Below are 22,869 nucleotides of genomic sequence, written 5' to 3'. Positions count from 1 at the left end.
CTCCCCGGGCCCGGCCGCGCGCCTCCTCCCCAGGGATGGTCCTGGCCCGCCGGTGGGCGGGTTCCCGGGTGCCGCACCGCGTGCCCCCGGGCTCGGTTCCCTAGACTCGCCATGCCCTCCGGCCGCCTCGTGCTCGGCGGGCACACTGCCTATGAGACCTCTCCACGCCCTCCTCGCCGCGCTGACGGCCGTCTTCGTCGTGGTCGTCGGCCTGCCGACCGCCGCGACCGCCGCGCCCTCCGGCTCGTCGAGCCCCTCCGCGAGCAGCTCGGCCGCGGCCGCCGACGAGGGCGAGGCCGTCGACGGCGTCACGCTGACCCTGTCGCCCGCCGCCGACGGGGTGCTGGTGCCCGGCCGTGACCTCGTCCTCGACGTCACCGTGCGCAACGCGAGCGACACCGACGTCGCGGCCGGGGTCGCTCGCGTCTACCTCGACCGCGGCGCGTTCGCGACGCGTGGCAAGCTCGCGAACTGGCTGCGGCCCGAGTCGACCTCCGGCTCCGACTACCTCGGCTCGTACCTCACCCGGCTCGACGTGCCGGCGGTGCCGGCGGGCTCGACGCAGACCGTGGCCTCGGTCATCGTCGCCGCGGCCGACGTCGGGCTCGAGGGCTACACCTGGGGCGCCCGCGCCCTGGGGGCCCGGCTGCTCGACGACGACGGCGAGGAGGTCGCCCAGACGCGCAGCAGCGTCGTGTGGTTCCCCGGCGAGTCGTTCCAGCCCACCCGCCTCGCGGTCGCGGTGCCGATCACGACGCCCGAGACCGAGAACGGCGTGCTCGACGCCGCCGCCCTCAGCGCGTACACCTCGGTCGACGGCACCCTCACTCGCCAGCTCCGCGCCGTCCAGGGCACGGGGGCCGTGGTGGCCGTCGACCCGATGATCATCGCGTCCGTCCGCCTGCTCGGCAGCTCCGCGCCTCCCTCGGCCCTCTCCTGGCTCGACCAGCTGCAGTCGTCGGGGCTCGAGTCGTTCTCCCTCGCCTGGGCCGACGCCGACGCCGCCGCGCTCAGCCAGGCCGGCGCCGCTTCGCTGCCGTCGCCCCTCTCGCTCGACCCGCTGATCGACCCGTCGCTCTTCGCCGAGGTCGACGACACCGGCTCGCCCGCCCCCGAGCCCACGAGCGAGGCCACGCCCTCCGGCACGGGCGACCCGTCGCCCTCGACCGAGGGCGAGGGCGACGCGGGCCAGGGAGGCGCGGGTGACGACGCCGGGGCCGGCACCGACCCCGGCGGGCAGGCTCCCGGTGCCGGCGAGCAGCCGGGCGACGGAACGACGGCCCCGCCCCTCCCCACCACGGAGTCGCTGCTGAGCTGGCCGTGGAGCCACACCGGCGTCGTCTGGCCGACCGACGACTCCGTCGTCGCCGCGGACCTCGACGTCTGGACGGCGTCGGGCGCCACCAGCGCCATCCTCTCGAGCTCGAACGTCGACGGCTCGACCGACTCGACCGAGAACGCGGCGGTCGACCTCGGCGGGCGCACCGGCCTCGTCTCCGACGACTCGCTCACCGCCCTGGTCGGCCAGGCCGCCGGCGCCCCGGACGACGCCGCCTGGGCCGCCGCCGTGGCGGAGCTCTCGGCGAGCGTCGCCACCGTCGCCCGTGAGCGGCCGAGCGACGCGCGCACCCTGCTCACCGCCCTCGACCGCGACTGGGCGGCCCAGGGGCCGTACCTGCACCAGACGCTCGTGGCCCTCGCCGGGCTGCCCTGGACGACGACGGTCGGCCTGGGCGACGCCCTCGACGCCCCGCGGACGAGCGCCGTCGTGGTCGACCGCGCGGAGGACGCGACCCGGGTCGCGCAGGTGCGCACCCTGCTCGCCGCCGACCAGCGGGTCGTCGACCTCGGCACCGCCCTCGCGCAGCCCGAGACCGTCACGGCGGCCGTCCGGCTGCGCGTCCTCGGCCTCACCTCGCAGTCGTGGCGCGACAACCCCGAGGGCCTCGCCAGCGAGGTCGGGGTCGCCGACGCCAAGGCGAGCGCGACCGCCGGGCTCGTGTCGGTCGTGCGGGGCAGCGACCAGCTCATCCTCGGCGACCGCTCGTCGATGCCGCTCTACGTCGAGAACGGCACGAGCTCCGCCGCGACCGTCTACGTCACGGTGAGGCCGTCCAACTCCATCCTGTCCGTCGAGGAAGTCGGCATCCCCGTCACCGTCCAGGCCCAGTCGCAGGTCCGCGTGCGCGTCCCCGTGCAGTCCGTGGCCAACGGCACCGTCTCGGCCAGCATCACGCTCGCCAGCGTGACCGGCGCCGTCATCGGCGCGCCCAGCACCGTCCAGGTCAACGTCCAGGCCGGCTGGGAGACCGCGTTGACGTGGGTCTTCGCCGTCGGCTTCGTGCTGCTCTTCGGCGGCGGGCTGTACCGGACCTTCCGCAAGCGACGCCGTGCCCGCGACGGGCTCGACGGGGCGGACGGCGCGGACGGCCTCGAGCCCGTCACGGCCGACGGGCCCACGGCCGACGGCCCCGACGCCTCCGACCCCGCCGACGGACGGGCGGGCCGCTCGTGAGCGGGCAGGCCGGCCTCGGGCGCGCGAGCGTGCTCCTGGCCTCCGGCACGATGGTGTCGCGCGTCCTCGGCTTCGTGAAGACGGCGGTGCTCGCCGCCGCGATCGGCCAGACGGCCAGCCGGGCCGCCGACTCGTTCGCCCTGGCGAACCAGCTGCCCAACAACATCTACGCGCTGATCGCCGGCGGCCTCCTCAGCGCCGTCCTGGTGCCCCAGATCGTCCGGGCCGCGACCCACGACGACGACGGGGGCCAGCGCTTCATCAACAAGGTGGTCACGCTCGGCACGATGGTGTTCGCCGTCGTCGGCCTGCTCGGCACCCTCCTCGCACCGGTCCTCGTGCGGATCTACGCGCAGCAGGCCAACTCGTCCGGCCAGGGGGGCTACACCTCCGACTCGCTGGCCCTGGCGACCGCGTTCGCGTACTGGTGCCTCCCCCAGATCTTCTTCTACGCGATGTACTCGCTGCTCAGCGAGGTGCTCAACGCACGCCAGGTGTTCGGCCCGTTCACCTGGGCACCCGTGATCAACAACGTCGTGGCCATCGCGGGCCTCGTCGTCTTCATGGTCGCCTTCGGCGGCGCCGGCGAGAACTCGCTGGTCGACGTCTGGACGCCGGGGCGCATCACCCTCCTCGCCGGCACGGCCACCCTCGGCGTGCTCGCCCAGGCCGGGTTCCTGCTGCTGTTCTGGCGCCGCGCGGGGCTGACGTACCGCCCCGACTTCCGTTGGCGCGGGGTGGGCCTCGGCGCCACGGGCAAGGCCGCGGGCTGGCTCTTCGGCATGGTCCTCGTGACGCAGCTGGCCGGCCTGGTGCAGAGCCGCGTGGCCTCCGAGGGCAGCGGCACCGGCGCCTCCAACGCCGTCCTCGCGAACGCGTGGCTGCTCTTCATGCTCCCGCACGGCATCGTCGCGGTGTCGATCGCGACCGCCTACTTCACCCGCATGAGCGGCCACGCCTCGCGCGGCGACCTCCGCTCGGTGCGCGTCGACCTCTCGCAGTCGCTCCGCACCATCGGCATGTTCATGGTCTTCGCGACGGTCGCGATGTGCGTGGTGGCCTACCCCTTCGCGAGCTTCTTCGAGAGCACCTTCCGCGGCGCCGGCCAGATGGCCCAGGTCATCGTCGGCTTCATGCCGGGGCTCGTGCTGTTCAGCGTGCTGTTCGTCGTGCAGCGGGTCTTCTACGCCCTCCACGACCAGCGCACGCCGTTCTTCATGCAGCTCGTGCAGTCGGGCATCTTCGTCGTCGGCACTCTCGTCGCCTCGGCCGTCGTGCCCGACGACCGGATCGCCGTCGCCATCGCGGTCACGACCTCGATCGCGGGCTCGGCTCAGACGGTCGTCGCGCTCGTGCTCGTCAAGCGCCGCCTCGGCGGCATCGACGGCCGGTGGGTGCTGCGCCGGTACGTCCAGTACGCGTTCTTCTCGCTCCTGTCGGGCGTCGTCGGCCTGCTCGTCGTCACCGGCCTCGGGGGTTTCGTCGCGGAGGGCTTCGCTCACTCGAGCCGGATCGCCGGGCTGGCCACGGTCGTGGTGGCCGCTGCCGTGATGGCTCTCGTCTACTTCGGCCTGCTCGCGCTCATCCGCCTGCCCGAGCTCGACGAGCTGCTCCGGCCGGTGCTGCGCCGCCTCGCACCGCTCGCCGGCAAGCTGCGCCGACGCTGACGCGAGCCCTCCCCGAGGGCCGCACCGCGCCTCCCCGGCGCCCTCCGCCGCGCCTCCTGGACGCCCTCTGGGAGGGGGCCCGGGGCGGGGAATGCCCCGCCGCTAGGATGCGTTTGATCAGACGGTCGAGGGAGACAGCAGGGGCCCCGCGGCTCCGACGGTTCGATCCCACCCCATCCAGAACGTTCCTCGAGGAAGGTGCTCATGCGCCAGATCATCATCATCGGCTCCGGCCCCGCCGGCTACACGGCCGGCATCTACGCGGCCCGCGCCGGTCTCGAGCCCCTCATCGTCGCCAGCTCCGTCGAGGCGGGCGGTGAGCTCATGAAGACCACCGAGGTCGAGAACTTCCCTGGGTTCCCCGACGGCATCCAGGGCCCCGAGCTCATGTTCAAGCTGCAGGAGCAGGCCGAGAAGTTCGGCGCCGAGGTGCTGCTCGACGACGTCACCAGCGTCGACCTGACGGGCGACGTCAAGAAGGTCACGCTCGGCAGCGGCGCCGTCGAGGAGGCCGTCTCGGTCATCTTCGCGACGGGCAGCGCGTACCGGAAGCTCGGCCTGGCCGACGAGGAGCGCCTGAGCGGCCGCGGCGTCAGCTGGTGCGCCACGTGCGACGGCTTCTTCTTCAAGCAGAAGGAGATCGCGGTCGTCGGCGGCGGCGACTCCGCGATGGAGGAGGCGACCTTCCTCACGCGCTTCGCGAGCAAGGTCTACGTCATCCACCGCTCCGAGTCGCTGCGCGCGTCGAAGATCATGCAGCAGCGTGCCCTCGACAACCCGAAGATCGAGTTCCTGTTCAACAAGCAGGTCACGGCCATCCTCGGCGGCGAGAAGGCCACCGGCGTCCAGCTCACCGACACCGTCGAGGGCGGCACCAGCGAGCTCGAGCTCGACGGCCTGTTCATCGCGATCGGCAACGACCCGCGCGTGCACCTCGTGCACGGCCAGCTCGACCTGACCAGCGACGGCACCATCGCCGTCGAGGGCCGCAGCTCGAAGACCAACCTGCGCGGCGTCTTCGCCGCGGGCGACGTCATCGACGCGACGTACCGCCAGGCGGCCACGGCCGCCGGGTCGGGCGTCGTCGCCGCGCTCGACGCCGAGCACTTCCTCGCCAGCCTCGACCAGACGTTTCTAGCCGAGCACACCGACGGCGCCGCCGAGGGCATCGACACGGCCGAGTCCGTGGCCGTCTGACCCTCGCGCTCCCCCTGAACCACACGACGAAAGGAACCACCATGAGCACCGCCAAGGCAGTCACCGACGCGTCCTTCGAGGCCGACGTCCTCAAGTCCGACAAGACGATCCTGGTCGACTTCTGGGCCGAGTGGTGCGGTCCGTGCCGCGCGGTCTCGCCCATCCTCGACCAGATCGCGGCCGAGAACGCGGGCAAGATCGAGATCGTCAAGCTCAACGTCGACGACAACCCGCAGACCGCCATGCAGTACCAGATCACGTCGATCCCGGCGATGAAGGTCTACCAGGGCGGCCAGGTCGTCAAGACCGTCATCGGCGCCAAGCCCAAGCCGGCCCTCGAGGCCGACCTGGCGGAGTTCCTCGCGTAGTCGACACCCTCGACAGCACCCCGAGAGCCCGCCCAGCACACCCGCTGGGCGGGCTCTCGCCGTACCCGGCGGCCTCCGGGCATATCCTGAACCGCACCACCCCCGACAGACAGGGACGCAGATGACGAACAAGGGCACCAACCTCGACCCGTGGTACGACTCGTACGCCGACCGTACGGCCGGCCTGAGCGCCTCCGAGGTCCGAGCCCTGTTCGCCGTCGCCAGCCGCCCCGAGGTGGTCTCCCTGGCCGGCGGCATGCCCTTCGTCTCCGCGCTGCCCCGTGAGCTCGTCACCGGTGCCATCGACCGCGTCATGTCGCAGAACGGCGGGGCCATGGCCCTGCAGTACGGCTCCGGCCAGGGCACCCCGGCGATCCGCGAGCACATCATGCAGATCATGGCGATGGAGGGCATCCGCGGCAGCGCCGACGACGTCGTGGTGACCACCGGCTCGCAGCAGGCGCTCGACCTCGTGACTCGGCTGTTCGTGAACCCGGGCGACGTCGTGCTCGCCGAGTCGCCGAGCTACGTGGGCGCCCTGGGCGTCTTCAAGGCCTACCAGGCCGACGTGGCGCACGTGGCGACCGATGCGGAGGGCCTCGTGCCGGAGGCGCTGCGCGAGACGATCGCCGCGGTGCGGTCCCAGGGGCGAACCATCAAGTTCCTCTACACGATCCCGAACTTCCACAACCCCGCGGGCGTCACGCTCACGTGGGCGCGGCGGCTGGAGATCCTCGAGATCTGCCGCGACGCCGGCATCCTCGTGCTGGAGGACAACCCCTACGGCCTGCTGTACTTCGACCAGCCCGCGCCGCAGGCCATGCGCTCGGTCGACGACGAGGGCGTCATCTACCTCGGCTCGTTCTCCAAGACCCTGGCCCCCGGCTTCCGGGTGGGCTGGGCGCTCGCGCCGCACGCCATCCGCGAGAAGCTCATCCTCGCCAACGAGTCGGCGACGCTCTCGCCCAACTCGTTCGGGCAGTTCGTCATCACGGAGTACCTCGACCAGGCCGACTGGAAGGCCCAGATCGAGACCTTCCGCGGTCTCTACCGGGAACGTCGCGACGCCATGCTCTCGGCCCTGGGGGAGTACCTCCCACAGCTCTCCTGGACGGAGCCCGACGGCGGCTTCTTCGTCTGGGTCACCCTGCCCGAGCAGCTCGACTCGAAGGCCATGCTGCCCCGGGCGGTCAAGGAGCTCGTCGCGTACACCCCCGGCACGGCGTTCTTCGCCGACGGCGGCGGTCGCCAGAACATCCGCCTGTCGTTCTGCTACCCGACGCCCGAGGCGATCCGCACGGGCGTGGCCCGGCTCGCCACCGTGGTGAACGGCGAGCTCGACCTGCTCGCGACGTTCTCGTCGGCCTCGCTGGGGGCGCCCTCGGTGCTGCGCCAGGGCGTCACGATGCCGCCCCCGAACATCTCCTGACCAGCATTTACCTGACAAGGGCGACGGTCCGCCGTCTCGGTGGCGACGACGCCCTCGACCTGATCGTCGCCTCGACGCCCGCCCTGCCCTCACGCTCGACCCCCGGGGAGAAACCATGACCACCAGCGCCATCCACACCGTGACCGTGCTCGCCGGAGGCATCTCGCACGAGCGCGACGTGAGCCTGAGATCGGGGAGGCGCGTGGTCGACAGCCTGGCGGCCAACGGCATCCAGGTGGAGCTCCGCGACCCCGACGCTTCCCTCCTCGCGCACCTCACGTCCGACCGCCCCGACGTCATCTGGCCGGCCCTGCACGGTGCCTCGGGCGAGGACGGCGCCCTCCGCGGCCTCCTCGAGGCCCTCGACATCCCCTTCGTCGGCAGCACCTCCGCCGCCGCCCGGCTCGCCTGGGACAAGCCGACCGCGAAGGAGCTGGCTCGTCGCGTCGGGGTCAGGACCCCGCGAGGCATCACCCTCTCCCACGATGCGTTCCGGGAGCTCGGCGCAGCCGGCGTGCTGGCCGCGATCGCCGAGGAGCACCCCGTCCCGGTGGTGGTCAAGCCCGCCCGCGGCGGCTCGGCGCAGGGGGTCACCGTCGTCGACGAGCCCGGTGGGCTCCCGCGCGCCATGGTCGACGCGTACACCTACTGCGACGACGTCATCGTCGAGCAGAAGATCACCGGCACGGAGGTCGCCGTCGGCGTCATCGACACCGGCGACGGCCCCGTGGCCCTGCCCGCCGTCGAGATCGTGCCCCGATCAGGGACGTACGGGTTCGAGGCGCGCTACAACGCGGGGGAGACGACGTTCTACACGCCGGCACGGCTGGATGCGGCAGCGGGGGAGGCGGCCGCTGCGGCAGCCGTCGCGGTCCACGAAGCGCTGGGCCTGCGCCACCTCTCCCGGGTCGACCTCATCGTCGACGCGGCGGGCACCCCGTGGTTCCTGGAGGTCAACGTCCTGCCCGGCCTCACCGAGACGTCGCTCGTGCCGATGGCCCTGGACGCGGCTGGATACGAGCTCGGCCTCGTCTACGCAGCCCTCGCGGAGAAGGCCGTCCGCGACCACGGCTGACAACTCTGGCGTACAACGGCCCGCATCCTGCTCAGGGTGCGGGCCGTTTCACGTGGAACAGGGTGCTTCCGCGCGGCGCCGGTCGAGCAGGTTCATCGGTGAGCCGTCACGTCAACCCCCGAACGAGGCGACGTGGCGGCCGCCGTTCGTATGGTCTAATTCACCAAGGTGCTGATCAACCGCGACAGCCGTGACAGAGACATGCGTTGGCTGACACAACCGCCACGGCACAAATGCCCTCGAAAGGCAAGGTGCCCGGGTGGTCGGTCAACAGTCATCATGGCTGGGTTCGATACCAGAGCACGACAGTCAGTCCCCGCGATCGCCATACTATGAGCGTTCGGGCTGTTGCGCGGTGAGGCGTTGATCTCTGACTGAGGTCGATCTTAGGCATGTCGCCACATGCACGCATGTCTTCAGGGGTTCGACAGCACGCACAGGCCCAGCCTCGTAGTCGGGCGCGCTTCTGCCGCTATCCACGGTTCCCAGCACCGCCGCCCCCGTTCCACGTGAAACCCGACCACTGCCACGCTTGCGAGACTCGGGTGAAATGACGTGAACCCTCCGCTCTCTCCTCGCCCATCGGATAGCGAGACCAAGACCATTCGGCTCACCCCCGCCCCCGTTCCACGTGAAACGCCCCTCTCGACGAGAGGGGCGTCACGCAGACCAGGACCGACTACTCCTGGGCGAAGGGATCCTGCCCCAGCGCCGCCAGGATGCGGTTCAGGTCCTGCATGGAGGCGAAGTCGATGGAGATCGACCCCTTCCGGGCACCCAGCCGCACCTTCACCTTGGTGTCCAGCGCGTCACCCAGGTTCTCCGCCACCTCGTCGAGGTGGGCCTGGTGCTTGCCGACCGCAGCGCGCGTGGATCGGGGCTTGCTGCTCCCACCCGCCGCGATCGCCTCCGCGGCCCGCACGGAGAGGTCCTCGTTGACGATCTTGTCCGCCAGACGCTCCATCAAGAGCGAATCACCCGTCGACAGGATGGCTCGCGCATGCCCGGCCGAGAGGACACCTGACGCGACCCGGCGCTGCACCGACGCCGGCAGGCGCAGCAGTCGCAGAGTGTTGCTGATCTGCGGCCGGCTCCGACCGATCCGGTTGGCCAGCTCGTCCTGCGTGATGCCGAAGTCCGCGAGGAGTTGCTGATAGGCGGACGCTTCCTCGAGCGGGTTGAGCTCTGCACGGTGGAGGTTCTCGAGCAGTGCGTCCCGGAGCATCGACTCGTCCGCGGTGTCCTTGACGATCGCGGGGATGGTGGCCAGACCCAGCTGCTTCGTCGCTCGCAGCCGCCGCTCGCCCATGACGAGCTCGTACTGCACGTCCGTCGTCTCGCGGGACGCCCCCTTGCCCTTGCCGCGCGGTGCCGCCGGCAGAGGCCGGACGACGATGGGCTGCAGGACGCCCACCTCCCGGATGCTCGTGACCAGCTCCGCCAGCTCCTCCTCGCGGAACTCCGTCCGGGGCTGCTGAGCGTTGGGCAGGATGTCGAGCGGGTTGAGGTTCGCCAGGCGGGCGCCGGGGACGGCTACGAGCTCCTCCGCCGTCTGCTGCGCGGTCGGGAAGAACACGTCGACGGGCCGGTCCTGCGACTCGTCAGCGACGGGGATGAGGGCGCCGATGCCACGGCCGAGCCCTGTTCTCTTGGTTGCCACTACTGGGGTGCTCCTCGGCGCGCTAGTTCGGCTGCCGCCTCGAGGTACGAGATGGAGCCCGGTGAGTTGGTGTCGTAGCTGATGACGGTCTGCCCGTAGCCGGGCGCCTCGCTGATGCGGACGGACCGGGGGATGAGGGTCTGCAGGGCCTCCGCGGGGAAGTGCTCACGCACGTCGGCGACGACCTGTTGAGCGAGGTTCGTCCTGCCGTCGTACATCGTCAACAAGATGCTGGACACCTTGAGTGTCGGGTTGAGGTGCTTCTCGATCAGCTGGATGTTCCGGAGGAGCTGACTCAGGCCCTCCAGCGCGTAGTACTCGCACTGGATGGGGATGAGGACCTCGCTGGCGGCCACGAAAGCGTTGATGGTGAGCAGCCCGAGGGACGGTGGGCAGTCGATGAAGACGTAGTCGAAGCGCTCACCCGCTGCTTCGGTCTGCTCGAGGTACGTGTCGAGCGCCCGGCGGAGCCGCTGTTCGCGGGCGACCAGGGAGACGAGCTCGATCTCGGCGCCGGCGAGGTGGATGGTCGCGGGGATGCAGTACAGGGCCTCGAACTCCGGGGTCTTCTGCACGACGTCGGCGACGTCTCCCTCGCCGACGATGACGTCGTAGACGCTGGGTGTCTCTGCGCGGTGCTCGACCCCGAGCGCCGTCGAGGCGTTCCCTTGGGGGTCCAGGTCGATGACGAGCACGCGCGCACCGCTGCGAGCCAGTGCCGCCGCCAGGTTGACGGTCGTCGTGGTCTTGCCGACTCCGCCCTTCTGGTTGGAGACCGTCAGGACCCTGGTCTTCGCCGGCGCCGGGAGGGGCTCTTTGGAGAGCGCTCGCTTGCGGCGGTTGAGGTCAGCGAGCTCCCGGGCGAGGGGAGTGCTGTTGTCGAACTCCGTGGAGGAACTCACCGATCTGATCTCCTGCTCGCCATGTTTCACGTGGAACGGTGGTCGACTCGGGACGGTCGACGCCTCCGGTCGCGGGGTGGGAGCAGCGACTCGTGTCGGCTCCTGATCGACCAGCACTGCGGTCGACCACGGTCAACTCTAGCTCGTCGACCGCAGTCGACGGAGGTCCAGAGCGGGGTGTCCCCAGTGTCCGGCACGGCATCCACAGGGGTCACCCGGCGTCGCCGTGGGCGCCTGTGGACGACTTTCTACACAGGCTCACCAACATGTTGGTAACTGCCTCGGCCGGAACGGCACGAGGGCGTGGCATGACGCGCGAAAGCCAGACAATGTGCTGTTCAGGAGCATCTAATGGGATGTGGTAGCGGACCTTGGGCACCACACGCCCACAGAACGCGAGCCCTGGCGGCAGCCCAGCTCGACCGACCTCGCCCCCCGCTCAGATCGCCTCCTGTGGAGACGGCCCGGACCGTCAGTCCAGCGTCGCGCGGAAGACGCGGGTGACCTCAGCCGGGTCGACCAGGCCCACGCCCAGTTCGAGCACCTCGACGTCGACGAGGTGCGCCTTGGCGATCGCCTTGCGAGCCGCCTCCATCTCCTGCTGCACACGAGCCCCCTTCATGAGGAGCAGCTGGCCGCCGGTCTTCACGAGGGGCGCGGTGAGCGGGATGAGCTTGGACAGCGCGGACACGGCGCGTGCGGTGACCTGGTCGAGCCACCCGTCGAGCTCGACCTCCTCGGCGCGGGCGCGGACCACCTCCACGTTCGTGAGGCCCATGCGCTCCGCCTCGGCGATCAGCCACTCGACCCGGCGTTCCATCGGCTCGATCAGCACGAGCGTTGCATCGGGTCGGGCCGCCGCCAGGACGAGGCCGGGCAGCCCGGCCCCCGAGCCGACGTCACCGACCCGACCGGCCGTGAGCAGCGGGGCGACGAGACCGGAGTTGATGACGTGCCGGGTCCACAGGCGCGGCAGCTCGAGCGGCCCGATCAGACCGAGCTCCTCGCCGTGCTGGGCGAGGTCGGCGGTGTAGCGACGGACGACCTCGACGCGGTCACCGAAGATCTCGGCGGCGACGGCGGGTTCGGTCTCGAGCTCGGCGGTGTCGGTCATGGCGTCAGCAGGTCATCCGGTCGGGTGGAGCAGGGAGGTCGGGTCGCCGGGCGGGGCGTCGGCGCAGCGCGGCTAGGCGCGGGTGATGACCGTGTGGCGGTCGCGGCCTTCGCCCTCGGACTCCGAGGTGAAGCCGCGGGCCGCGACGATGTCGTGGACGAGCTTCCGCTCGTACGACGACATGGGCGGCAGCGAGGCCGCCGCGGCGCCCTCCTCGATCTTCTCGACGGCCCGGTCGACCATGGCGCCGAGCTCCTGCTCGCGCGTCGCGCGCGAGCCGCCGATGTCGAGGATGAGCCGCGAGAACTCTCCGGTCTTCGCCTGGACGGCGATGCGGGTCAGCTCCTGGAGGGCGTTGACCGTGTCGGGCTTCGAGAGGAGGCGCAGCGAGCCCTCGCCGCCGCTCGAGTCGATGGAGATGTACGACCGACCGGCACGGACCTCGATGTCGATGTCACCGTCGAAGTCGCAGATGTCGAGGAGCTCCTCGATGTAGTCGGCGGCGATCTCGCCCTCGTCGATGATCGACTGGGCGGACGGCGCCGGCGAGGCCGCGGCAGCGTCGCCGACGGGCTCGCGCCGGGCCGGGGGCCCGGGGACGGCGTCGACGGCGGGAGCAGGGGAGGCGACCGGTGCGTCGGTCTCGACCCGCGCCTCCGGCGTGGCCTCGGGGGCGACCTCGTGGTCGGCGCTCGTGCTGTCGATGTCGTTCATGTCGGTCGTCTCTCCGGGTCGGTCGGGATCACGGCGGGGAAGGTGCTGCGGCACTGCAGGGGGGAGGCGTCGGCCCGGGGGAGGGCCGACGCGCTACTTCTTGGCGCCGTTCTGCTTCTTGGAGCGGTTCTTGCCGACGGGCTGCACGCGCTGGGTCGGCTTGGGCACGGCGGGGGCCGGCTCGATCTCGGTGACCGTGATGTCGCCGAGCGAGAGCCCCTTGCGCTGGGCCTTCTTGGCCAGGCGCTCCTCGCGGGCCAGGGCGGCCTCGCTGCCGGGCGTCGGCATGTTCCTGATGACGAGGAACTGCTGGGCCATGGTCCAGATGTTCGAGGTCAGCCAGTAGAACATCACGCCGAGGGGGAAGGAGAGGCCCGAGAAGACGAACACCAGGGGGAGGAAGTAGAGGAGCATGCGCTGCTGCTTGAACATGGGGCTCGCCTTGGTCTCGGGCGACATGTTCTTCGAGACGATCTGCAGCTGGGTGATGAACTGCGACGCGGTCATGACGACGACCATCGCGCCGGCGAGGAGGCGGACCTCCCACGTGGTGGCGCCGAGGAAGGTCTCCTTCAGCGGAGCGCCCCACAGGGTCGACTCGCCGAACGACGTCGAGAGGGCCTGGTTGAGGAGGCCGATGCCCACCTTGTCCTGCTGGGCGTTGTGCAGCACCGAGTAGAGGCTGAAGAAGATCGGCATCTGGATCAGCAGGGGGAGGCAGGAGCTCAGCGGGTTGGTGCCGGTCTCCTTGTAGAGCGCCATCGTCTCGCGCGACATGGCCTCGCGGCTGAACTGGTCGCGCTTGCCCTTGTACTTGTCCTGGATCTTCTTCAGGCGCGGAGCGATCTCCATCATCCGACGCTGGCTCTTGATCTGCCGCACGAAGATCGGGATGAGGCAGGCACGCACGACGAGGACGAGGCCGACGATGGAGAGCACCCAGGTGCTGCCCCAGTCGGTGCCCATGCCGGCACCCGTGAGGATGGTGTGGAAGCTGACGAGGATCGCTTCGACGATCCACTTCAGCGGCCAGAGAACGGTACCGAGGAGGTCCATGGTGGCGGGTCAGCCCTTCCAGTGGGTCTGTGCGAGGAGGCGCGGGGGAGTCTGCGGGGCGGAGTCGGCCCGTCGAGGGACCACGAACCCGAAGGCGGTGAGGGAGTGCTTCTGCCGACGGGGCTCCGGGACGTCGTCGACGCCCCCTGCCGACCAGGGGTTGCAGCGACCGATGCGCCAGGTGCCGAGCGCGACGCCGCGGACGACCCCGTGCTGCTGGATCGCCTCGAGGGCGTACCGCGAGCACGACGGGTGGTAGCGGCAGACCTCGCCGTAGAGAGGAGAGACCACGGCGCGGTAGGCGCGGAGGATCACGACGCAAACGTTGCGCGGCAGGAGAGCCACGAACTGCAATGCACCGGTCATGACCTCACGCTCTCGTCGACGACCCCCGAGATGTCCGTGAGCAGGGTAGACCACGGAACGTCGAGACTGCCTGGCAAGGCGCGGATGACCACGTCGGTGCCCGGGCTCATCGTCGGGAGCAGCTCGTGGCAGACGTGCTTGAGCCGCCGCCGGACGGTGTTCCGCGCCACGGCGTTGCCGACCGTCTTGGCCACGATGAAGCCGAACCGGATCGCGTCGTCGTCTCGACGACGCCGCACGTAGACGACCGAGTGCGCCGTGCCCGACTTGCGGCCACGGCGCACTGTGTTGCGGTAGTCGTCTGCGCGGACGATCCGGTTGGCGCGGGCCAACAAGGACTAGCTACGCGGAGAGCTCGGTGCGGCCCTTGCCACGACGAGCGGCCAGGATCGCGCGGCCGGCGCGGGTGCGCATGCGGGCACGGAAGCCGTGCTTCTTGGCGCGGCGGCGGTTGTTCGGCTGGAACGTTCTCTTGCTCATGGTGTTCTCTCCGTGGGGGAAGCGGACCTGGCCTGCTGCCGTGTCCGAAGAAGTCTTGTCACAGCCCAATCGGCTGAAATCAACTGATTAAAAGTACGCGGCATCCGCGCTGCGGTCAAACGACCGGGCTCCCGGCATTTGTCCACACTGTTGAGAACTTCGATTGCGGGGGTCATACTCATCCGAACTAAGGTGGGTACTTCCTGCTCCAGATCCCTGTAACCACGGGGAATCCGCGGCTCTCCCGGCTCAGACGACGATCGTCCACCGGTGGAGAAAGCTGTGCATAACTTGGTGCAGGAGAGATCCTCGTGCGGGCCCGACCGGGCCCTGCCGAACGACAGCCGGGGCCCCCTCGCGCACCCGACAGGAAGTGATGACCCGTGGCGAACACCGTCGATCCGGTCCAGGACCTCTGGCGGTCCGTCCTCGCCACCCTCACCACCGACGACCGGATCACCCCTCAGCTCCACGGCTTCATCAGCCTGGTCGAGCCGAAGGGAGTGCTCGGCGGCACCCTCTACCTCGAGGTGCCCAACGACCTGACCCGCGGCATGCTCGAGCAGCGCATCCGCACCCCCCTGCTGGAGTCGATCGCCGCCCTGGGCGACGCCTCCGTGGCGAGCTTCGCCATCACGGTGAACCCCGACATCACGCCCGACACCCTGACGCAGCAGCCCGAGGAGTCGGAGCCCGTCCACTACATCGAGGCGCCGTTCGTCCCCACCCCGGTCGAGTCGCCCTCGTCGGGCAAGCGCAACGACTCGCGCCTGAACCCGAAGTACAGCTTCGACAACTTTGTGATCGGGGCCTCGAACCGGTTCGCCCACGCGGCGGCGGTCGCCGTGGCCGAGGCGCCGGCGAAGGCGTACAACCCCCTCTTCATCTACGGCTCGTCCGGGCTGGGCAAGACGCACCTCCTCCACGCCATCGGCCACTACGCCGAGACGATGTACCCGGGCATCCGGGTCCGCTACGTGAGCAGCGAGGAGTTCACGAACGACTTCATCAACTCGATCGCCAACAACCGCTCGAACCTCTTCCAGCAGCGGTACCGCGAGATCGACATCCTCCTGATCGACGACATCCAGTTCCTGCAGGGGAAGGACTCCACGCAGGAGGCCTTCTTCCACACCTTCAACACCCTGCACGACCACGACAAGCAGCTGGTCATCACGAGCGACCTGCCGCCGAAGCACCTGACCGGCTTCGAGGACCGCATGCGGTCGCGCTTCGAGTGGGGCCTGATCACCGACGTCCAGGCGCCCGACCTCGAGACGCGCATCGCCATCCTCCGCAAGAAGGCGCAGAGCGAGAAGCTCCAGATCCGCGACGAGGTGCTCGAGTTCATCGCGACGAAGGTGTCGAGCAACATCCGCGAGCTCGAGGGCACCCTGATCAGGGTCACGGCCTTCGCCAGCCTGAACCGGACGGCGGTCGACCTCTCGCTCGTGCAGACGGTCCTCAAGGACCTCATCACCCTCGACGAGGACAACGTCATCGCGCCGGTCGACATCATCAACCACACCGCCGACTACTTCAAGCTCTCGGTCGACGACCTCTACGGGTCGTCCCGCTCGCAGGCGATCGCGACCGCCCGGCAGATCGCGATGTACCTCTGCCGCGAGCTGACGAGCCTCTCCCTGCCCAAGATCGGCCAGCTCTTCGGCAACCGCGACCACACCACCGTCATGTACGCGAACAAGAAGATCAGCGAGCTCATGAAGGAGCGCCGCTCGATCTACAACCAGGTGACGGAGCTGACGAGCCGGATCAAGCAGGACACCCGCTACAAGTAGGGGAGTCGAGGCCGCTGCTGCGCGCCTCCCCGACGAACAGCCCCGACGGGCGTCGACCTCGTGTCGGCGCCCGTTCGTCGTCCCGTGGGCCGGTGGGAGGCGCCCCGCGCCACGCCAGGACCGGGGACGATCCCACAGTGTGGATAACCTGTGGAAACTCGTGGACAACTCGGGGGCTCGTTGTGGGGAGATCGCCTCGACCTGTGGGAACGGCCCGGGGGACCGGGGTCGGACACCGGGGGTTCCCCCTCCGACTTCCACACTCCGTGCACAAGTCACAAACGTGTAGTTCCCTCTGGCCGCGGGGTTTTAAACAGGTTATCCACACTGTGCACAACGGTTAAGACTGTTAATCCTGGATTACAAGAAATTGATCGAGAGACAACCTTGTGGACAGCGGGCTGCCCTCCGGAGCCCCGGGACCGCCCGCCTCATCGCTGTGGCAGTATTGGCGGGCAATCCACCGGTGCGTAGTCGAACAGGGGTCCCCGCGTGAAGTTCCAGGTCAACCGTGACGTCTTCAGCGATGCCGTCTCGTTCGCGGTGAAGCTCCTCCCGCAGCGCACGACGCTCCCGATCCTCAGCGGAGTCCTGATCGAGGCCGACGCCGACGGGCTCACGCTCTCGTCGTTCGACTACGAGGTCTCGGCCCAGACGAACATCGCGGCGGAGGTCGACGAACCGGGCACGATCCTCGTGTCCGGGCGCCTCCTGGCCGACATCGCCAGCCGCCTGCCCAACGCACCGGTCACCTTCGCCACCGACGAGAACCGCATCGCCGTCAGCTGCGGCTCCGCCAACTTCTCGCTGCTGAGCATGCCCGTCGAGGAGTACCCGACGCTGCCCACCGTGGGCGCGCAGTCCGGCGTCGTCCCCGGCGACGCCTTCTCGCTCGCCATCTCGCAGGTCGCCGTCGCCGCGTCCCGCGACGACGTCACCCCGGTCATCACCGGCGTGCAGCTCGAGGTCTCCGAGAACTCCCTCTCGCTCGTGGCCACTGACCGCTACCGCGTCGCCGTCCGTGGCATCGAGTTCGACGCCGGCACGACCGGCGGCGCCGAGACGACCACCGCGCTCGTCCCGGCCCGCACCCTGCAGGAGGTCGGCAAGACCTTCGGCAGCGCCACCACCGTCGCCGTCTCGATCACCGGCAGCGACGACCGTGAGCTGATCGCGTTCCAGGCGGGCGACAAGACCGTCACGTCGCTGCTGATCAAGGGCAACTTCCCCCCGGTCAAGCGGCTCTTCCCCGAGACCGTCGAGAACTACGCCGTGATCAACACGGCCGAGCTCGTCGAGTCCGTCCGCCGCGTCTCGCTCGTGCTCGAGCGCGAGGCGGCCCTCAGGTTCACGTTCACGATCGACGGGCTCACGCTCGAGGCCATCGGCAGTGAGCAGGCGCAGGCATCAGAGTCGATCGACGCGTTGTTGACGGGGGAGGACACGGTGGTCTCGTTGAAGCCGCAGTTCCTCCTCGACGGCCTCGGAGCGGTCCACTCCGAGTTCGTGCGGATCTCCTTCACCAAGACGGAGAACCCGAACAAGCCCGGTCCCGTGCTGATCACCAGTCAGTCCTCGAGGGACCAGGCCGGTGCTGACAGCTACAAGTACCTGCTGCAGCCCAACCTCCTCCTGCGCTGACGCGCACCACGACGAAGGCGCTCAGACGGCGCCTCCACTGAACGAAGGAATCTCATGCACATCGGCCTCGTCGGTCTCGGCAAAATGGGCAACAACATGCGCGCTCGCCTGCGCAACGCGGGCATCGAGGTCACCGGCTACGACGCCAACCCCGCCGTCTCCGACGTCGCGGACCTCGGCGCCCTCGCCGCGGCTCTGCCGTCGCCCCGCCTCGTCTGGGTGATGGTGCCGCACGGCCAGATCACCGACGCGGTCATCAAGGACCTCGGCGAGGTGCTCGAGCCCGGTGACCTGGTCATCGACGGCGGCAACTCGAAGTGGCTCGACGACGAGGTCCACGCGACCCTCCTCGACGCCAAGGGCATCCGCTACATGGACGCCGGCGTCTCCGGCGGCGTCTGGGGCCTCGAGAACGGCTACGGCCTGATGGTCGGCGGCGACGCCGCCGATGTCGAGCGCGCCATGCCCGTCTTCGACGCGCTGCGCCCCGAGGGCCCCCGCGAGGAGGGCTTCAGCCACGCCGGCGGCGTCGGCGCGGGCCACTACGCGAAGATGGTCCACAACGGCATCGAGTACGCGATCATGCAGGCGTACGGCGAGGGCTACGAGCTCCTCGAGGCCAAGGGCCTCGTCGAGGACGTCCCCGCGGTCTTCAAGGCGTGGCAGCGCGGCACGGTCGTCCGCTCCTGGCTGCTCGAGCTCATGGTGCTGGCCCTCGAGGCCGACCCCAAGCTCGACGGCCTGTCGGGCTACGTCGAAGACAGCGGAGAGGGTCGCTGGACCCTCGAGGAGGGCATCGCCCACGCCGTCCCGATGCCCGCGCTGAGCGCCTCGATCTTCGCGCGCTTCGTGTCGCGCCAGGGCGAGGGCTCGCCGACCATGAAGGCCGTGGCTGCCCTGCGCAACCAGTTCGGCGGCCACGCGGTCAAGAAGGCCTAGTCGCCTCACCGGCCCGCGTGCGAGTACTGCATCTCAGCCTGACCGACTTCCGGAACTACGCGTCCGCAGAAGTCGCGCTCGCGCGCGGGCCCAACCTCTTCGTCGGCAGCAACGGCCAGGGCAAGACGAACCTGGTCGAGTCGCTCGGCTACCTGGCGAGCCTCGGCTCGCACCGGGTGTCGTCCGACGCCGCGCTGATCCGGCAGGGCACCGACTCGGCCATCGTGCGGGCCCGCCTCGAGGCGGGAGACCGCGAGCTCCTCGCCGAGGTCCAGATCAACCGGTCGTCGCCCAACCGTGCGCAGGTCAACCGCGGGGCGATCAAGCCCCGCGAGCTGCCGCGCTACTTCACCAGCGTGCTCTTCGCGCCGGAGGACCTCGCACTCGTCCGCGGGGAGCCCTCGGGCCGCCGTCGCTTCCTCGACGAGCTGCTCGTGACCCGCTCGCCGCGCCTCGCGGGCGTCCAGGCCGACTACGAGCGGGTGCTCAAGCAGCGCAACACGCTCCTGAAGTCGGCCCGCGCCTCCGGCGTCAAGCCGAACCAGCTCGGCACGCTCGACATCTGGGACGAACGGCTCGTCGCGCTCGGCAGCGAGATCGTCGTCGCCCGTGACCAGCTCGTCGCCGACCTCGCCCCCGAGGTCGCCCGGTCGTACGCCGCCGTCGCCGGCGAGGACCACGCCGCCCGGCTCTCGACGGTCCTCAGCATCCGGGGCTCCGTGCCCGACGACGAGACCACCGCGGCGGAGGCGCCGAGCGAGTCGATCCCGCCGGCGGAGGTCCCCGAGGTCTTCCGCCAGGCGCTCGCGCGGGTGCGGCCGTCCGAGCTCGACCGCGGTCTCACCCTCGTCGGCCCGCACCGCGACGACCTCTTCCTCTCGCTCAACGCGCTGCCGGCGCGCGGGTACGCCAGCCACGGGGAGTCGTGGTCGTTCGCCCTCGCGCTCAAGCTCGCGTCTGCCGCCGTCATCCGCACGGACTCCGCGACGGGCGACCCGGTGATCGTGCTCGACGACGTGTTCGCCGAGCTGGACGGGTCACGGCGCGAGCGCCTCGCCGACGCCGTCGCCGACTACGAGCAGGTGCTCATCACCGCCGCGGTCGAGGGCGACGTGCCCGCCCGGCTCAAGGCGCACACGGTCCGGATCGCGAAGGGCACGATCGTCGACCAGCCCGCGCCGGTCGACGAGGCGGCGACCCCGTGAGCGACGACGCGACCACCCCGGCGACGGAGCCGGCCCCGGCGACCGAGCCCGCGCCTCCCCGGGGCGACAACGAGGCGCAGCGCGTGTACCTCCGCTTCCGGCGCGTGTTCGGCGACCCGAACGGCCGCTCGCGCGACGGCCGTCGTCGCAAGGCCATCAAGCTGGGCTCGCCGAGCCAGCCGTTCGGCACCGGCCGGGAGCCCCGCGGCATCGCCGACGTGCTCGCCACCGTCACGACCGAGATGGGCTGGAGCTCGCCGCTGGCGCAGTCCGAGCTGATGACCGCGTGGCCCGACATGGTCGGCGAGGAGCTCGCCGCGCACTCCGACCCGGTGTCGATCGACGACGGCACGCTGACCGTGCAGTGCGACTCCACGGCGTGGGCGACGCAGCTCCGGCTCATGCGCGGGACGGTCACGACGACCATCGTCCAGAGGTACCCCGACGCGGGGATCCAGTCGGTGCGTTTCCTGGCACCCAACGCCCCGTCCTGGAAACGCGGCCCCAGATCGGTTCCAGGGCGTGGTCCTCGCGATACTTACGGCTAGGGAGGGTGAATCGTCCAACCGACTCGTGAAAATCCGTCTGTGGGCGGATCTCGCCCTACGGGGGACACGCCTGCGGTAGACTCTGAGGGTCGTCTGACCGCTCTGCGCGCCCGCGTGTCGCAGCGGGGCGACACCCCTCGTCCCGTCCGGCAGGAGCCCCCACGCACATGTCACCGAACCCCACCGACGCCCAGCCCGACGACTCCTACGGCGCCAGTGCGATCCAGGTTCTCGAGGGCCTCGAGGCCGTGCGCAAGCGGCCCGGCATGTACATCGGCTCGACGGGGCCCCGCGGTCTGCACCACCTGGTCTACGAGATCGTCGACAACTCGGTCGACGAGGCCCTGGCCGGCCACTGCGACCACATCGAGATCACCATGCGCGAAGACGGCGGCGTGCGCGTCGTCGACAACGGCCGCGGCATCCCGGTCGACGTCCACCCGATCGAGGGCCGGTCGACCGTCGAGGTCGTGCTCACCGTCCTGCACGCGGGCGGCAAGTTCGGCGGCGGCGGCTACGCCGTCTCGGGCGGCCTGCACGGCGTCGGCAGCTCGGTGGTCAACGCCCTCTCGAGCGAGCTCGACGTCGAGGTCCGCCGCCAGGGCAACGTCTACCGCCAGAGCTTCACCGACGGCGTGCCCGTCGCGCCGCTCGCGAAGGGCGAGGCCGACGACACCACCGGCACCACGATCACCTTCTGGCCCAACGCCGAGATCTTCGAGACGGTCGACTTCGACTACGAGACCCTCCGCACCCGGTTCCAGCAGATGGCCTTCCTCAACAAGGGCCTCCGCATCGAGCTCAGCGACGAGCGCGTGCAGGAGGAGGGCGTCGAGGCCCGCCACGACGTCTTCCACTACGAGAAGGGCCTCGTCGACTACGTCGAGTACCTCAACACCGTGAAGAAGGTCGAGACCGTCCACGACGACATCATCGCCTTCGAGCAGGAGGACGTCGAGCGCAAGATCTCGCTCGAGGTCGCCATGCAGTGGAACACCTCCTACCAGGAGAGCGTCCACACCTACGCGAACACGATCAACACGCACGAGGGCGGCACCCACGAAGAGGGCTTCCGCGCCGCGCTGACGACGCTGATCAACCGCTACGCCCGCGAGAAGAACCTGCTCAAGGAGAAGGACGACAACCTGTCGGGCGACGACGTCCGCGAGGGCCTCACCGCCGTCATCTCGATCAAGCTCGGCGAGCCGCAGTTCGAGGGCCAGACGAAGACCAAGCTCGGCAACACCGAGGCGAAGTCGTTCGTGCAGAAGGTCGCCGGCTCGCAGCTCAACGACTGGTTCGACCGCAACCCGAAGCAGGCCGCCGAGATCGTCCGCAAGGGCATCCTGGCCTCGCAGGCCCGCCTCGCCGCCCGCAAGGCGCGCGAGCAGACCCGCCGCAAGGGCGTCCTCGAGTCGAACGGCATGCCCGGCAAGCTCAAGGACTGCCAGAGCAAAGACCCGTCGCTCTCCGAGATCTTCATCGTCGAGGGCGACTCGGCCGGCGGCTCGGCCGTCCAGGGGCGCAACCCCGAGACGCAGGCGATCCTCCCGCTCCGCGGCAAGATCCTCAACGTCGAGAAGGCGCGCCTCGACCGTGCGCTCGGCAACAACGAGGTGCAGGCGATGATCAAGGCGTTCGGCGCCGACATCGGCGAGGACTTCGACCCCGACAAGGCGAGGTACCACAAGATCGTCCTGATGGCCGACGCTGACGTCGACGGCCAGCACATCACGACCCTCCTGCTGACGCTGCTCTTCCGCTACATGCGCCCGCTCATCGACCTCGGCTACGTGTACCTCGCGCAGCCGCCGCTGTTCAAGCTCAAGTGGAGCAACGCGCCGCACGAGTACGTCTACAGCGACGCCGAGCGCGACGCGATGCTCGTGCAGGGCCGTGCCGCCGGCAAGCGCATCCCGAAGGACAACGGGATCCAGCGCTACAAGGGCCTCGGCGAGATGGACTACAAGGAGCTGTGGGAGACGACCATGGACCCGGACACCCGCACCCTCCTCCAGGTCACCCTCGAGGACGCCGCGGCCGCCGACACGATCTTCGACACGCTGATGGGCGAGAACGTCGAGTCGCGCCGTGCCTTCATCCAGCAGAACGCGAAAGACGTGCGCTTCCTCGACATCTGATGCGCGCCTCCGGCTGAGCCGGAGCACGCCCGCGCCCCGCGGAGACGACCGGG

20 protein-coding genes are annotated in these 22,869 nt (G+C 70.0%); 12 read left to right on the top strand and 8 right to left on the bottom strand.

All coding sequences use genetic code 11. The annotated features are described in order from the left end of the window. Positions 1 to 151 precede the first annotated feature (151 nt). The 6 genes from ASF82_RS13875 to ASF82_RS13850 all read left to right on the top strand — a co-directional run bounded on the left by ASF82_RS13875 (position 152) and on the right by ASF82_RS13850 (position 8,251). Positions 152 to 2,515, top strand: coding sequence for a DUF6049 family protein (locus ASF82_RS13875; protein WP_056058159.1), 2,364 nt, complete (start codon positions 152 to 154; stop codon positions 2,513 to 2,515). Next, positions 2,512 to 4,182, top strand: a complete 1,671-nt coding sequence (gene murJ / locus ASF82_RS13870) for a murein biosynthesis integral membrane protein MurJ (RefSeq protein ID WP_235491294.1) — start codon at positions 2,512 to 2,514, stop codon at positions 4,180 to 4,182. The genes ASF82_RS13875 and murJ overlap by 4 nt, the downstream gene beginning before the upstream one ends. A 204-nt stretch (positions 4,183 to 4,386) precedes the next feature. After that, positions 4,387 to 5,379, top strand: coding sequence for a thioredoxin-disulfide reductase (gene trxB, locus ASF82_RS13865; RefSeq protein ID WP_056059252.1), 993 nt, complete (start codon positions 4,387 to 4,389; stop codon positions 5,377 to 5,379). Positions 5,380 to 5,420: 41 nt separating this feature from the next. Continuing rightward, positions 5,421 to 5,747, top strand: coding sequence for a thioredoxin (gene trxA, locus ASF82_RS13860; protein ID WP_056058156.1), 327 nt, complete (start codon positions 5,421 to 5,423; stop codon positions 5,745 to 5,747). Positions 5,748 to 5,868: 121 nt separating this feature from the next. Beyond that, a complete protein-coding gene (locus ASF82_RS13855) occupies positions 5,869 to 7,176 on the top strand; it encodes a PLP-dependent aminotransferase family protein (protein ID WP_056058153.1) in 1,308 nt (435 codons plus the stop codon). Positions 7,177 to 7,291: 115 nt separating this feature from the next. Next, positions 7,292 to 8,251 carry a D-alanine--D-alanine ligase gene (locus tag ASF82_RS13850; protein WP_056058150.1) on the top strand — a complete coding sequence of 320 codons (960 nt, stop codon included), beginning with the start codon at positions 7,292 to 7,294 and terminating at the stop codon, positions 8,249 to 8,251. 679 nt (positions 8,252 to 8,930) lie between these two features. Here the strand turns inward: ASF82_RS13850 and ASF82_RS13845 are convergent. The 8 genes from ASF82_RS13845 to rpmH all read right to left on the bottom strand — a co-directional run bounded on the left by ASF82_RS13845 (position 8,931) and on the right by rpmH (position 14,543). Continuing rightward, entirely contained in the window at positions 8,931 to 9,911 is a 981-nt protein-coding gene (locus tag ASF82_RS13845) for a ParB/RepB/Spo0J family partition protein (protein ID WP_056058147.1), read from the bottom strand. Then, complete coding sequence (locus tag ASF82_RS13840) at positions 9,911 to 10,843, bottom strand: ParA family protein (RefSeq protein ID WP_056058142.1); 933 nt, start codon at positions 10,841 to 10,843, stop codon at positions 9,911 to 9,913. The genes ASF82_RS13845 and ASF82_RS13840 overlap by 1 nt, the downstream gene beginning before the upstream one ends. A gap of 442 nt (positions 10,844 to 11,285) precedes the next feature. After that, positions 11,286 to 11,927 carry a 16S rRNA (guanine(527)-N(7))-methyltransferase RsmG gene (gene rsmG, locus ASF82_RS13835; RefSeq protein ID WP_056058138.1) on the bottom strand — a complete coding sequence of 214 codons (642 nt, stop codon included), beginning with the start codon at positions 11,925 to 11,927 and terminating at the stop codon, positions 11,286 to 11,288. A gap of 72 nt (positions 11,928 to 11,999) precedes the next feature. After that, entirely contained in the window at positions 12,000 to 12,641 is a 642-nt protein-coding gene (locus tag ASF82_RS13830) for a R3H domain-containing nucleic acid-binding protein (protein ID WP_082514652.1), read from the bottom strand. 93 nt (positions 12,642 to 12,734) lie between these two features. Next, the gene (gene yidC / locus ASF82_RS13825; RefSeq protein ID WP_056058135.1) at positions 12,735 to 13,697 is read right to left on the bottom strand and encodes a membrane protein insertase YidC; all 963 of its coding nucleotides are present in this window, start codon (positions 13,695 to 13,697) and stop codon (positions 12,735 to 12,737) included. 9 nt (positions 13,698 to 13,706) lie between these two features. Next, positions 13,707 to 14,063, bottom strand: coding sequence for a membrane protein insertion efficiency factor YidD (gene yidD, locus ASF82_RS13820; protein ID WP_056058131.1), 357 nt, complete (start codon positions 14,061 to 14,063; stop codon positions 13,707 to 13,709). Continuing rightward, the gene (rnpA, locus tag ASF82_RS13815; protein ID WP_235491293.1) at positions 14,060 to 14,395 is read right to left on the bottom strand and encodes a ribonuclease P protein component; all 336 of its coding nucleotides are present in this window, start codon (positions 14,393 to 14,395) and stop codon (positions 14,060 to 14,062) included. The genes yidD and rnpA overlap by 4 nt, the downstream gene beginning before the upstream one ends. A gap of 10 nt (positions 14,396 to 14,405) precedes the next feature. Next, positions 14,406 to 14,543, bottom strand: a complete 138-nt coding sequence (gene rpmH, locus ASF82_RS13810) for a 50S ribosomal protein L34 (RefSeq protein WP_043595303.1) — start codon at positions 14,541 to 14,543, stop codon at positions 14,406 to 14,408. A 383-nt stretch (positions 14,544 to 14,926) separates the two neighbouring features. Between rpmH and dnaA the strand changes: the two genes are divergently transcribed. From dnaA to gyrB, 6 genes are all read left to right on the top strand, one after another. After that, positions 14,927 to 16,342, top strand: a complete 1,416-nt coding sequence (dnaA, locus tag ASF82_RS13805; protein WP_056058127.1) for a chromosomal replication initiator protein DnaA — start codon at positions 14,927 to 14,929, stop codon at positions 16,340 to 16,342. 492 nt (positions 16,343 to 16,834) lie between these two features. Further along, positions 16,835 to 17,983: a DNA polymerase III subunit beta gene (dnaN, locus tag ASF82_RS13800; protein WP_056058123.1), complete on the top strand. Its 1,149-nt coding sequence runs from the start codon at positions 16,835 to 16,837 to the stop codon at positions 17,981 to 17,983. Between the two features lie 54 nt (positions 17,984 to 18,037). After that, positions 18,038 to 18,922 (top strand): phosphogluconate dehydrogenase (NAD(+)-dependent, decarboxylating), encoded by an 885-nt coding sequence (gene gnd, locus ASF82_RS13795; RefSeq protein ID WP_056058120.1) that lies wholly within the window; start codon positions 18,038 to 18,040, stop codon positions 18,920 to 18,922. 17 nt (positions 18,923 to 18,939) lie between these two features. After that, positions 18,940 to 20,127 carry a DNA replication/repair protein RecF gene (gene recF / locus ASF82_RS13790; protein WP_056058117.1) on the top strand — a complete coding sequence of 396 codons (1,188 nt, stop codon included), beginning with the start codon at positions 18,940 to 18,942 and terminating at the stop codon, positions 20,125 to 20,127. Next, positions 20,124 to 20,675, top strand: a complete 552-nt coding sequence (locus ASF82_RS13785) for a DciA family protein (RefSeq protein WP_185230693.1) — start codon at positions 20,124 to 20,126, stop codon at positions 20,673 to 20,675. Before recF ends, ASF82_RS13785 begins: the two co-directional genes overlap by 4 nt. 167 nt (positions 20,676 to 20,842) lie before the next feature. Further along, the gene (gyrB, locus tag ASF82_RS13780) at positions 20,843 to 22,816 is read left to right on the top strand and encodes a DNA topoisomerase (ATP-hydrolyzing) subunit B (protein WP_056058114.1); all 1,974 of its coding nucleotides are present in this window, start codon (positions 20,843 to 20,845) and stop codon (positions 22,814 to 22,816) included. The last annotated feature ends 53 nt before the right edge of the window (positions 22,817 to 22,869 follow it).

The organism is Frigoribacterium sp. Leaf164 (assembly GCF_001423665.1).
Classification (GTDB): Bacteria; Actinomycetota; Actinomycetes; order Actinomycetales; family Microbacteriaceae; genus Frigoribacterium; species Frigoribacterium endophyticum.
This window is presented reverse-complemented; position numbering and strand designations above follow the sequence as displayed.

Bases quoted from the DNA above. Each gene is read 5' to 3' on its own strand.
- yidC (WP_056058135.1), bottom strand. From the start codon at position 13,697: ATGGACCTCCTCGGTACCGTTCTCTGGCCGCTGAAGTGGATCGTCGAA.
- trxB (WP_056059252.1), top strand. From the start codon at position 4,387: ATGCGCCAGATCATCATCATCGGCTCCGGCCCCGCCGGCTACACGGCC.
- ASF82_RS13855 (WP_056058153.1), top strand. From the start codon at position 5,869: ATGACGAACAAGGGCACCAACCTCGACCCGTGGTACGACTCGTACGCC.
- yidD (WP_056058131.1), bottom strand. From the start codon at position 14,063: ATGACCGGTGCATTGCAGTTCGTGGCTCTCCTGCCGCGCAACGTTTGC.
- gnd (WP_056058120.1), top strand. From the start codon at position 18,038: ATGCACATCGGCCTCGTCGGTCTCGGCAAAATGGGCAACAACATGCGC.
- rsmG (WP_056058138.1), bottom strand. From the start codon at position 11,927: ATGACCGACACCGCCGAGCTCGAGACCGAACCCGCCGTCGCCGCCGAG.
- ASF82_RS13830 (WP_082514652.1), bottom strand. From the start codon at position 12,641: ATGAACGACATCGACAGCACGAGCGCCGACCACGAGGTCGCCCCCGAG.
- rpmH (WP_043595303.1), bottom strand. From the start codon at position 14,543: ATGAGCAAGAGAACGTTCCAGCCGAACAACCGCCGCCGCGCCAAGAAG.
- trxA (WP_056058156.1), top strand. From the start codon at position 5,421: ATGAGCACCGCCAAGGCAGTCACCGACGCGTCCTTCGAGGCCGACGTC.
- ASF82_RS13850 (WP_056058150.1), top strand. From the start codon at position 7,292: ATGACCACCAGCGCCATCCACACCGTGACCGTGCTCGCCGGAGGCATC.
- gyrB (WP_056058114.1), top strand. From the start codon at position 20,843: ATGTCACCGAACCCCACCGACGCCCAGCCCGACGACTCCTACGGCGCC.
- ASF82_RS13875 (WP_056058159.1), top strand. From the start codon at position 152: ATGAGACCTCTCCACGCCCTCCTCGCCGCGCTGACGGCCGTCTTCGTC.